This is a genomic window from Mesonia ostreae (assembly GCF_031845265.1).
Classification (GTDB): domain Bacteria; phylum Bacteroidota; class Bacteroidia; order Flavobacteriales; family Flavobacteriaceae; genus Mesonia; species Mesonia ostreae.
In genome coordinates this window covers 96620-108607 of sequence record NZ_JAVRBG010000001.1, presented here as the reverse complement: position 1 = coordinate 108607, position 11988 = coordinate 96620, and the positions used below count along the sequence as shown (strand labels likewise).

The window sequence follows — 11988 nt, the reverse complement described above, 5'->3', positions numbered from 1 at the left end:
CTATCGCTTTCGCAAAAGTTTACTCTGCGACTTATAGCAAATTCATTAAAAATAAGCGCTCTAAAGAATTAAAAAGTGATATACTTTATGAATTAGCAGTTTTCAGTAAGATATTTTTTAATTTTTGTCTTAAGTCTTAAGTCTCAATTTCTACATATCTAGCAAATAAGCAAAAACAAGCGGAGCTACAATCGTAGCGTCACTTTCTATAATAAACTTAGGCGTGTCCAAATCTAATTTTCCCCAAGTAATTTTTTCGTTGGGAACAGCTCCAGAATACGATCCATAACTTGTGGTAGAATCTGAAATCTGACAGAAATAGCTCCAAAAAGGAGTATCAGGTCTTTCCATATCTTGGTACAGCATAGGCACCACACAAATAGGGAAATCTCCAGCGATTCCGCCACCAATTTGGAAAAATCCAATTCCGTTTTTAGAATTTTCGGTATACCAATCGGCTAGGAAAGTCATATATTCAATCCCAGATTTCATGGTACTCGCTTTTAATTCTCCTTTCATCACATAGCTGGCAAAAATATTTCCCATCGTACTGTCTTCCCATCCAGGAACAATAATAGGTAAGTTTTTTTCCGCGGCAGCGTACATCCAAGAATCTTTAAGATCTATTTCATAATGCTCTTCTAAAACGCCACTTAACAATAATTTATACATAAATTCGTGCGGAAAGTAACGTTCTCCTTTCGCTTCTGCATCTTTCCAAATTTTCACAATATGCTTTTGAATTCTTCTAAAAGCTTCCTCCTCGGGAATACACGTATCTGTAACTCTATTCAAGCCTTTTTCTAATAAATCCCATTCATCTTTAGGCGTTAAGTCGCGGTAATTAGGAATTCTTTTGTAGTGGGAGTGAGCCACTAAATTCATAATATCTTCTTCTAAGTTGGCGCCCGTACATGAAATAATTTGCAATTTATCTTTCCGAATCATTTCGGCAAAGATTTTACCTATTTCTGCAGTACTCATCGCTCCCGCAAGAGAAACTAACATTTTTGCGCCTCCGTTAAGTTGATCTTCGTAAGCTTTTGCAGCATCTACAAGGCTTGCAGCATTAAAGTGTAAATAATATTTTTCTATAAATTGGGAAATTGCTCCTTTATTCATTTGTTATATTATGATTTTTTCAAGCGTAATCGTTTCAAAATCTTCTTTAATGAGGTTTTAAATAACTGACGCTGAAATTATTATTTATAAATTTTAAATTATTTTGTAAGGTATATTTATACAAAATCTGCCCGAAGTCTAATCACGGGATTACCTCGAATAATTCAATATTATTCCTCTTCTATTACTATGGGCTTTCCGTACTTAAACTTATAGCTCAACATTTTATAATACAGTTTTGCAGCAAGAAAGTCCGATGACTTTTCTTCTTTATTTGGGCAAAGTTCTACAATATCAAAACCTACTACATTCTTCTTTTTAAAGATGAGTTTTAAAAAGTCTAAGGTCTCGTACCAAAAAAGTCCGCCAGGTTCTGGTGTTCCTGTAGAGGGTAGAATCGAAGGATCAAACGCGTCTAAATCTATGGTTAAAAAGACATTCGGAGTCATTTGCCCAATGGCGTCATCCATCCAGTCTTCATACAAATCGTGTGCAAAATACACTTGATTTTCATCCATATATTCCAATTCTTCTTCATCCATAGAACGAATCCCCACCTGAACTAAATTGGTGGTTTTACTAGCTTCATGAACCGCACAGGCGTGGTTGCAAGAAGAACCCTCATATTCTTTTCGAAGATCTGCATGGGCATCAATTTGTACCACGGTTAAATCTGGGAAAGCCTCATTAAAAGCCCGAATACTACCAATAGAGATAGAATGTTCGCCTCCAAAAAGGGTTACAAATTTATCTTGTTTAATGTAGTTTTTAGTGGTTTTATGAACCGCTTCTACCATCTTTTCTGGCGAAGAATTTTCGGTCACAGGAGCGGCTAAATACACGCCTTTTTTGTACACTTCAGTACGGGTTTCTATATCGAATAACTCCATATTCTCTGAAGCCTCAAGAAAAGCTTGTGGACCTTTATCGGCTCCTTTTTGCCAAGTGCTTGTACCGTCGTAGGGAACAGGAATTAATACCACTTTTGCTTCTTCTAATCGAGCATATTTGTCTAGAATGCCCGCATAATTGTTTTTAGTTGTCATCGTAGCCTAAAATTTTAAGTAAGTCTTCACTTTTCTGTTGGTTGCTAAATAGTTTTGTTGTGATCTTGCCTTCTTCATCCTTATCGATCAAAATATGTTTGGGGCTAGGGATAAGGCAATGCTGTAATCCGCCAAAGCCTCCAATACTTTCTTGGTAAGCACCTGTATTGAAAAAACCAATATAAAGCGGTTTTTCTTTTTTATATTTTGGTAAATATATAGCGTTCATATGTTGTTCACTATTGTAATAATCATCACTATCGCAAGTTAAGCCACCTAGTAAAACGCGCTCATATTCTTCTTCCCAACGGTTAATAGCAAGCATAATAAAGCGCTTATTAATTGCCCAAGTATCGGGTAGGGTAGTGATAAAGGAAGAGTTGATCATATTCCATTTTTCACGATCGTTTTGTTGTTTTTGGTATAAGACTTCATATATAGCTCCTCCGCTTTCTCCCACAGTAAAGCTACCAAATTCGGTAAAAATATTTGGTACAGGCACTTCCGCTTCTTCACAAAAATGATTGATTTGATTAATAATTTCGTCAATCATATATTCATAATCATATTCAAAATGAAGAGAGTTTTTGATCGGGAAACCGCCACCAATATTTAGACTGTCTAGCGTAGGACAAATTTTTCTTAAACGCACATACACCTTCAAACACTTTAGAAGTTCGTTCCAATAATAGGCAGTATCTCGTATTCCCGTATTGATGAAAAAATGAAGCATTTTAAGTTCTACTTTTTCATTATTTTTGATTTGATCTTCGTAAAACGGAATAATATTTCGATATCCAATGCCTAACCTAGAGGTGTAAAATTCAAATTTTGGTTCTTCTTCCGAAGCAATACGAATTCCTATTTTAAAATCGTCTTTTATTTCTTCTGAAAGTAAATCTATTTCTTCATAATTATCAATAATTGGAATGCAATTAGAATGCCCATTATTAATAAGTCTAGCAATATTAGATACGTATTGTGCGCGTTTAAAACCATTGCAGATGACAAAAGTGTCTTTATTAATCTTTCCTTTTTTCATCATTTTCTCCACAATATCAATATCGAAAGCAGAAGAGGTTTCGATATGAATATCATTTTTTAAGGCTTCGTCTATAACGTGCTGAAAATGGGAGCTCTTGGTGCAATAGCAATAGTTGTAATTACCTTTGTAATTATTTTTTTCGATTGCATTTTTAAACCATCCTTTTGCGCGTTGAATGTTTTCTGAAATTTTTGGCAAGTAAGTGAACTTTAAGGGAGCGCCGTATTCTTGTATTAACTCCATTAAATTGATGTCGTGAAATTCAAGACTATTATTTTCTAACTTAAATTCCTCTTGAGGGAAATGATAGGTTTGACTTATAAGGTCAATATATTTTGTATTCATTAGGATTTTTTAAAATATTCTGCGTAAAATAAGTATATGTAAAAGATAGAAATAAAATTATAACAATATGCGTAAATTAGAATAAAATTTAAAATAGAGATTCATCGAATCCTTAAATTTGAAACAAATAAAATCTATTTTTTCTTACTGTGGAAGTCTCTAAATGTTAAATTTTCGCACAAAAAAAGTGCCTAGATAAAGGCACTTTTTTAAACTATATGTAACTATGATTAGATCATACCTAAGTTGATCACTTCTTGTTTAGAGAGGTGTCTGTAATTTCCTCTAGGTAAATCTTTCTTGGTTAAACCACCGTACACTACGCGGTCTAATCGCACAACTTCGTAACCTAATTTTTTAAATAATCGCTGTACAATATGTGGTCGTGTACTCTTAAGTTCAACACCCACTTGTCTTTTAGGCTGATTGTCTACATAGCTCACATCATCAATATTTACCTTTCCATCTTCTAACGTGACGCCTTCTCTAATTTTTTCTAAATCTATCTGGTCTAAATTCTTGTTGAGTTCTACGTGATACAACTGTCGGATGCCTTGCTTTGGAGTCGCTAAGTTTTTAGCTAGAGTACCGTCGTTGGTAAATAGCAACAATCCCATCGTACTAGTATCTAATTTACCAACAGGACTAAGTTTAGATTTTGAAGCGTTGGCCACCAAATCCATTACGGTACGGTTGTTTCTTTCTAAACTTCCAGTAACATAAAATCCGCTAGGTTTATTTAGTAGAACATATTCTTTTTGATCTGGAGTAATTTTTCTTCCGTCAAATTTTACCTCGTCGGTTAATTTTACTTTGTAACCCATTTCGGTAACTACTTCTCCATTTACGCGAACGTTTCCAGCAGAAATATAAATATCTGCATCTCTACGAGAGCAAACGCCAGAATTGGCAATGTACTTGTTAAGACGCATACCAGCTTCAGGATCTTTAATTTGCTGATCTACTTTTACTTTATTTTTAGAGGCAGGTTTTCTGTCTTTATTAAAAGGCTTATTCTTCTTCTTCTTCATGTTTCCTTTTCCTTGGTTTCTTGCGTTGCCCATAACTTTAAATTTTCGCAAAGGTACAATATAAATAAATAGTTTTTAATCACGCTACGTAATATAAATATCTAAAAAATACGGTTTAAAACTACGTCGATATCAATAAGTAGAATACTAAAAACTCCCAATACAATAATGAGTTTTAATAAGTTATGTAGAACGGTATATTGAAGTTTGGACTTCGATTTCCATAAAAAATATAAAAAGGCAATCAATAAAAAGAAAGCAATAAGAAAATAGTAATACATATACCCTATATTAAAATCTCGCACCAAAAGTAGTAGGGTAGGGATAGCGGTTAGTGCTACTAAAACAGTGGCGATCTTTTTAGTAAATGCTACTCCGTAAGTTACGGGAATGGTATTGTATTCTTGTGTAAAATCTCCTTTTAAGTTTTCTAGATCCTTGACTAATTCTCGAATGGAGATAATGAGAAATAGATAGGTGGCATGAATAAAAATAATAAGATCAAAATTTTGATAAAATACAAATACTACAAAAAATGGCATTACAGCAAGAACAGAAGCCGTTAAATTACCTATAAATGGATATTTTTTAAGTTTATGCGAATAAAACCACAAAAAGAAAATATATACAGAGAAAAATAATACTGCTTTAAAAGAGACGTAACTTGCAAGAATGACCGACACTATATTTAGCGTAAAATACATCGAAAGTTTTGTCTTTTGACTAATGTAATTATCTAAAAACGTTTTTTGTGGTCTATTGATTAAGTCCTTTTCGGTATCGTAAAAGTTATTGATAATATATCCTGAAGCTATCGCTAGCGCAGATGCTAGTACGATAATAAACAAATTAGTGTCAAATAAAACTTCAGCTAAAGGTTTGTTTGGCGCAAGAATGTAGATAGAAGTAAGGTATTGCGCCGCTATAATCACCAAGATATTATAGCCTCTTACGACAGAGAACAAACTTGCTAATTTTAGCAGTAGGTGTCTGTTCTTTTTAGAAGACATCTAAAAATTTTAAAAATTATAAACTACTTCTAAGTTGTAGTCTTTCAATGCCTTTTTAGCTTTATCCATATCTTCGGTAAAGCCTAAGATGTAGCCGCCACCGCCAGATCCGCATAATTTTAAATAATACGCATTGGTATCAATTCCTTCCTTCCAAAGTTGATGGAATTGCTTAGGAATCATTGGTTTGAAATTATCAAGAACCACATTAGAAAGCTGTTTAATATTTCCGAAAAGAGATTTCACATCACCTTTTAAAAAATCGTCTACGCAAGCATCGGTATGTTTAGTAAACTTATTCTTAAGCATTTGTCTAAAGCCTTCTTGCTTCATGTTTTCCATAAAGATATTTACCATTGGAGCAGTTTCTCCTACAATACCACTATCAATTAAAAATACTGCACCTTTTCCATTAATCGCTTGGGAAGGAATACCTGCAGCTTCTATATGATCTTTAGAATTGATGAGAATAGGTAAACTTAAGTAACTATTTAAAGGGTCTAAACCAGAGGACTTTCCATGAAAGAAAGATTCCATTTCTCCAAAAATAGTTTTAAGATTTAATAACTTCTCTCGAGTTAAACTTTCAAGAACGGTAATTTTTTGAAAGGCGTATTTTTCGTATATCGCAGCGACTAAAGCACCGCTACTTCCTACACCATAGCCTTGTGGAATGCTACTGTCAAAATACATTCCGTTCTGGATGTCTTCTTCAAGTTCTTCGAAATCAAAATTAATTAATGCTGGTTTGTCTTGAGTTAACTTTCTCAAGTACTCTGCAAAACGCTTTAAATTTTGATTGGATTTTAATTGATCTTCGGTAAGAGAATCGCTAGATTTTAATGCACCATTATAAAAATTGTATGGGATAGATAGACCCTTAGAGTCTTTTATGATTCCGTATTCCCCAAATAATAAGATTTTTGAATAAAATAATGGTCCTTTCATAGTGTCGCTTTAATGCTTTCAAGCAAAATTATATAGATTTTGCTCCAGAGCCTACCTCATCACAAAGATACATCGCTTTTTGACAATATACAACTAACTGATTCTTAATGAAATCTAAAACTTGTTCTTTTTCTTTCTTAGGATAGAGCACATGTACATTCGCGCCAGCATCTAAAGTGAAACACACCTTACTGTTATGCGATTTTCTAAATTCCCAAATTTTATTGATAATTTGCAGTGTGTTGGGCTTCATTAAGATAAAATAGGGATGGCTCGTCATCATCATTGCGTGTAACGACAAAGCTTCTTGCTCAACGATGTGGATAAATTCCTCTAGGTTACCAGAAGCTAAAACGGGTAGTAGTTTTTCTAAATTCTCGTTAGCCTGCTTAAAGCGTTGGTCTGCAAAAGGGTGATTGTGCATCAAGTCATGACCCACAGTACTACTCACTTGTTTTTCACCGCGATCTACGAGTAAAATAGTGTCTTGATACTCTTTAAAAATATCGTGAAGACCATCATATGCTACTCCGTAAAGATTTGAGCTGTTTTTAACCGATTTATGTTTGCCCCAAACCACCAGATTTCCTTGAATACTTCTCGCCGCGCTTCCCGATCCCAATCTAGCTAAAAACGATGCTTTTTTGTTGAAAAATTCTTCCGTCATAGCGGAATCTGCTTGTCGTTCTAATTGCAATAAACATAAAGCTAAAGCACTCATTCCGCTTGCTGAAGATGCAATTCCACTACTGTGCGGAAAAGAATTCTGGGTTTCAATCTTAAAGTGATACTGTTTTAAGAACGGAAGATAAACCTCTACGCGTTCAAAAAACTTCTTAATTTTTGGTTCAAAACTTTCAGTTCGTTTTCCGTCAAGGTAAATTTCAAAAGAAAAATTTTCTATAGTATCTTTCTTCTCAAAGCTTAGTTGTGTAGTCGTTTTACAATGCGAAAGCGTAAAACTTATCGAAGCATTTTTAGGCAATTGTTCTCCGTATTTCCCCCAGTATTTTACCAAAGCGATATTACTGGGCGATTCCCAGGCTACACGACCTTCTTTTGGAAGTTGAAATTTCTTTGATGGAATAAACTGCTGTTCTTGCATAACCAAAATTTTCAGCAAATATAATCTTCATAAAAGCATTTTTATGGAGATTGTAAAAATAAATTTATAAATTACAGCTATCTAAACTTAAAAGTCATGAATAGCAAACTGAAATATATTTCCATTTCAATTCTGGTTTGTTTATTGGTGGGATTTGTAGACGTTATTATCACTCAATCTGGGTTGGATAGTTGGTATCTAACCTTAGAAAAACCAGCATTTACACCACCAAATTGGTTTTTTGGTCCAATTGCTACTGCTTTATATATCTTAATGGGAATTGCTTTGGGCTTAGTGTGGAATAAAGGATTGCACCACGTTTGGGTTAAAACTGCTCTTTATCATTTCGGATTTTTACTGTTACTTAACACCGCTTGGTCGATTGTATTCTTTGGTTTAAAGCTCCCTTTATTGAGCTTAATCATTGTTATTTCTCTATTTATCTTGGTGCTTTTTACGATGAGATGGTTTAAAGTAGTTTCGCCTTTAGCGGGCTATTTATTAATTCCTTATATTCTTTGGCTAGCATTTGCAGCCATACTTAATTATGAAATTTGGAGACTTAATTAAGGATTATTTTACCTCTTTATCTAAACCTATTAACTTTTTCTCTGCTGAAATTTATTCGCAAATACGGCAACAACCATCAGTTGAAATATATGATACAGCATAATGGGAATTAAAAAGATTCCTGCACTGGGAGCATTCCCAAACAAAACCTGAAGCATTACAGAACCGTGAACCAACGATTTTTTTGAACCGCAAAATCTAGCTGTAATCTCATCTTCCTTAGAGAAATGAAGTTTCTTAGATAAAAATCCCATAAGCGCATAAATAGTAAAAAATAATGCTACAACGCCACCTAAAATAGTAATTAGGTCTAAAATAGATAAATCACTAAAAATATTAGCCTTAAAAGAGTGACTAAAACTATTATAAACGATGAGAACAATCACACTTTTATCGAAAACGCTTAATTTGCCCTTGTACTTAGCTACTATATTCTTAACATATTTATGAAGTAAAAAACCTATCCCCAACGGAATAAGGATTTGAATTCCTAATTTGCTAAATACATCCAAGAAAGAGATGTCATTTTCTGAAGTATCTAGAAAAAAACTAAGCCACAGCGGAGTAATAACTACGCCTATAATTCCAGATAAACTCGCATTAAAAATGGCTGCGGGGATATTCCCTTTTGCCAAAGAAACCATCACTACAGAAGAAGAAACGGTAGAAGGCAAGGCGGCTAAAAATAAGAAAGCAAGCCAATACGTGTAGGATTCTTCAGAAGAAAATACAGGATACAATAGCAGTACCAATACGGGGAAAACAATAAAAGTCGCTGCTTGTATTAGCAGATGTAACTTGTAATTACGCATTCCCAATTTAAGTTCGGTGGGTGATAATTTTAAGCCATAAAAGAAGAAAATAAAGGCAATTCCAACATCAGTAATAATTCTTAAGGGTAAAATTTCTGAAAGTTGCGGAACTACATAGGAAGCTAAAATGGCTAATAACAGAGCCAGAATAAATAAATGCTTTTTCATACACTTAACTTATAGCACGTGCCGCGATAAACGCACTTGTCCACGCATTTTGAAAGTTAAATCCGCCTGTAATAGCGTCTATATTGATCACTTCTCCGGCAAAAAACAAGTTTTCTTGCAATTTACTTTCCATAGTTTTAAAGTTAATTTCCTTTAATTCCACTCCACCGGCTGTCACAAATTCTTCTTTAAAAGTGCTTTTGCCTTGTATGTGATAAATTCCTTGCGTTAGTTCTTCACATAAATTTTTCAATTCTTTGGTGCTCACTTCTGCCCACATTCTGTTTTTAGGAATACTTGCGGCTACCAATTGCTGCCACAAACGTTTGGGTAGATTTAATTGTGCGTAGGTGGCGATTTGCTGCTTGGGATGCTGCTTTTTTACTTTCAATAGTTTTTCTAGTGCCGCTTCCGCGGAAGCGTAACCAAGCCAGTTAATTTCTAATTGAAACTGATAGTCTTTCTCAAAAAGCTTTTGCGCTCCCCAAGCCGAAAGTTTTAAAATCCCCGGTCCGCTGAAACCCCAATGCGTTATTAATAACGGCCCTTCACTTTCTAATTTTTCCCCCACTACCTTTACGGAAGCATAGGTGCTAATTCCTGCCAATCCTTGAACGCGCTCGTCTTTGGTATTAAACGTAAACAATGAAGGAACCGGAGATGCAATGTGATGCTTTAACTCTTGTAAGTGATTCCATATTTTTGGGTTGCTTCCAGTTGCAATCACCAATTTTTCGGTTTGGTAAGTTGTAGATTTGGTGGTGAGATTCCAAAGACCTTCTTTCTTAAAAAAATCTTTTACAGATTCTAAAGTTCTGATTTCAATCCCTAAATCTTGCGTTTTTTTAAGAAAACAATCGATGATGGTTTGGGAAGAATCACTTACAGGAAACATTCTTCCGTCTTCTTCAATTTTAAGCTCCACGCCTTGTTTTTCAAACCATTCAATCGTATCGCCAGTCATAAATTGGTGAAAAGGACCAAGCAATTCTCGCTCTCCTCTGGGATAGTTTTTAACCAATTCTTGCGGAATAAATTCGGCGTGGGTTACATTGCAACGACCACCACCAGAGATTTTCACCTTGGTAAGTACTTCTTTTCCTCGTTCTAAAATAAGAATACGTTTTTTATGATTGTGTTCGGCAATTTGAATGGCGGTAAAAAAGCCAGCTGCACCACCACCCACAATAATAACATCAAATACATTTTGCATACGACAAAGATAGAATGCTATTAAAAACAAAAAGAAAAGTTTTCACTTTTCTTTTTGTTGACAGTTTAAATTTTAATGCTTATTTAATAATCAATTTTGTAAAAGCTTTTTTCTTATTTTTCTTAAATTCTAATAGGTAAAGCCCAGAAGATAAATCTGTGTTAATCTCATTAAGGTTGTTTGTCAATGAAAATGTTTTTATCTTTTTTCCGTTAAGGTTATAGATCCTTAATTGTTGAAAATTCTGTGTGTTTTCTATAGAAAAGTTTCCAAAAGAAGGATTGGGGTAAACATTAATTTGTAAATTTTGGTTAGTAGAAGCACTAAGATCTGCACAATTAAAAGGAGTAAAAATTACTTCTCCTAAAGATGCATCATCTGTTTGATGAAAAATATATGGCTCAACTTCATGGATATCTGAAGCTGTGATATCTTCTTCCCAGCAATTATAAACAGCCTGTATGGTGTTATCTGTATTATTATAAAGCGCGTAAACAACTCCATTATTACCGTTTTCAGAAAAAATATTGTCTCCAGGATCGTTAACAGTTCCTAAATCGATAGAAGCTTCTCCTATAAGTGTAATTCCCCAAAGGTTGTTTCTAATTTCATTATTTCTAGCAATAATCGTTTGAGTCTCTGCATTTGAATTTAAAGAAATACCACTACCTCCAGAAAAAGGAATGTTTTGAGTATTGTTATTTTCAATAATATTGTTTCTTATGTAAGCGAAAGAATTTCCTCCAGCGATTGTTATTCCATAGCGATTATCGGTAATGGTATTATCATCAAGTATAGCTCTTAATTCTCCACCCAAAAGATTGGCTACTGCAATTCCTCCAACTTGATCTAAAGAAGCATCGCCTAATATGGTGTTGTTGGTTATTCTTAAGGTGTCTAATCCAGTAGCTCCCATATTTATTTGTGGTCTATTTTGATTTGATTGATTATTCCCTTCTAAGTAATTTCCTTTTATCGTAGCTGAAACTGTTTGATTAGCTCCCGATGAAATAGCTGGTAAATCATTAAAAGTGAAATTGTTGTTTTCTATAAGTGGAGCTCCGTTAGATAAAGAAACAACAGCTCCTGTTGCTACACCAGAAACATTATTAGAAAGAAAACTTTCGGTTAATGTAAAGTTGGGTGTGATAACTTTTAAACCTCCACCGTAGGTTATAGAGGTGTTATTAATAAGAACATCAGCATTTTGTTCAAATCTAAAACCTTCGTAAGGATTGGTATTATCAACTGCTTTGATTACAATTTGATCATTTCCTGCATCGCAAGTAAAGGTACCTTCAATAGTAATTAAAATATCAGCAGCGATATTTAAAGTTTCGGGAGTGCTAATAGTAAAAGTATCGGTAGGAGCTATAATTAAATCTTCCGTTAAGGTATACTCCGTTCCGTTGTAGCTTAATGTACTCGGACTCAAATTTAAGATATCGTTTAAATCATAATTCCCTCCATTATTTGGAGTAGTATAGCTTTGAGCTGAAACTATCAACGTACAAGCTAAAAAGAGAAATAGTGTTGTAATTTTTTTCATAATATAGTTTTAATGATAAAATTA

General features: G+C 34.1%; 11 protein-coding genes. 1 reads left to right on the top strand and 10 read right to left on the bottom strand.

Going from position 1 to position 11988, the window contains the following annotated elements; genetic code table 11:
- Nucleotides 1-150: 150 nt before the first annotated feature.
- The 7 genes from RLT85_RS00555 to mvaD all read right to left on the bottom strand — a co-directional run bounded on the left by RLT85_RS00555 (nucleotide 151) and on the right by mvaD (nucleotide 7652).
- On the bottom strand, nucleotides 151-1122 hold the full coding sequence (locus RLT85_RS00555; protein ID WP_311400094.1) for a deoxyhypusine synthase family protein: 972 nt from the start codon (nucleotides 1120-1122) through the stop codon (nucleotides 151-153).
- 170 nt (nucleotides 1123-1292) lie between these two features.
- Nucleotides 1293-2168 carry an agmatinase gene (speB, locus tag RLT85_RS00550; protein WP_311400093.1) on the bottom strand — a complete coding sequence of 292 codons (876 nt, stop codon included), beginning with the start codon at nucleotides 2166-2168 and terminating at the stop codon, nucleotides 1293-1295.
- Nucleotides 2158-3558, bottom strand: coding sequence for an arginine decarboxylase (locus RLT85_RS00545; RefSeq protein ID WP_311400092.1), 1401 nt, complete (start codon nucleotides 3556-3558; stop codon nucleotides 2158-2160). The genes speB and RLT85_RS00545 overlap by 11 nt, the downstream gene beginning before the upstream one ends.
- 230 nt (nucleotides 3559-3788) lie before the next feature.
- Nucleotides 3789-4622 carry a pseudouridine synthase gene (locus RLT85_RS00540; RefSeq protein ID WP_375712318.1) on the bottom strand — a complete coding sequence of 278 codons (834 nt, stop codon included), beginning with the start codon at nucleotides 4620-4622 and terminating at the stop codon, nucleotides 3789-3791.
- Nucleotides 4623-4690: 68 nt separating this feature from the next.
- Entirely contained in the window at nucleotides 4691-5599 is a 909-nt protein-coding gene (locus RLT85_RS00535) for a geranylgeranylglycerol-phosphate geranylgeranyltransferase (protein ID WP_311400091.1), read from the bottom strand.
- Nucleotides 5600-5608: 9 nt separating this feature from the next.
- A complete protein-coding gene (locus RLT85_RS00530) occupies nucleotides 5609-6547 on the bottom strand; it encodes a mevalonate kinase family protein (protein WP_311400090.1) in 939 nt (312 codons plus the stop codon).
- A gap of 28 nt (nucleotides 6548-6575) precedes the next feature.
- On the bottom strand, nucleotides 6576-7652 hold the full coding sequence (gene mvaD, locus RLT85_RS00525; RefSeq protein WP_311400089.1) for a diphosphomevalonate decarboxylase: 1077 nt from the start codon (nucleotides 7650-7652) through the stop codon (nucleotides 6576-6578).
- A 96-nt stretch (nucleotides 7653-7748) separates the two neighbouring features.
- Between mvaD and RLT85_RS00520 the strand changes: the two genes are divergently transcribed.
- A complete protein-coding gene (locus RLT85_RS00520; RefSeq protein ID WP_311400088.1) occupies nucleotides 7749-8222 on the top strand; it encodes a TspO/MBR family protein in 474 nt (157 codons plus the stop codon).
- Nucleotides 8223-8251: 29 nt separating this feature from the next.
- Here RLT85_RS00520 and RLT85_RS00515 read toward each other — a convergent pair whose 3' ends face one another.
- From RLT85_RS00515 to RLT85_RS00505, 3 genes are all read right to left on the bottom strand, one after another.
- Complete coding sequence (locus RLT85_RS00515) at nucleotides 8252-9202, bottom strand: bile acid:sodium symporter family protein (RefSeq protein WP_311400087.1); 951 nt, start codon at nucleotides 9200-9202, stop codon at nucleotides 8252-8254.
- A 4-nt stretch (nucleotides 9203-9206) separates the two neighbouring features.
- Entirely contained in the window at nucleotides 9207-10415 is a 1209-nt protein-coding gene (locus RLT85_RS00510; protein WP_311400086.1) for a BaiN/RdsA family NAD(P)/FAD-dependent oxidoreductase, read from the bottom strand.
- 79 nt (nucleotides 10416-10494) lie between these two features.
- Nucleotides 10495-11964: a T9SS type A sorting domain-containing protein gene (locus tag RLT85_RS00505; protein WP_311400085.1), complete on the bottom strand. Its 1470-nt coding sequence runs from the start codon at nucleotides 11962-11964 to the stop codon at nucleotides 10495-10497.
- Between the last annotated feature and the right edge of the window lie 24 nt (nucleotides 11965-11988).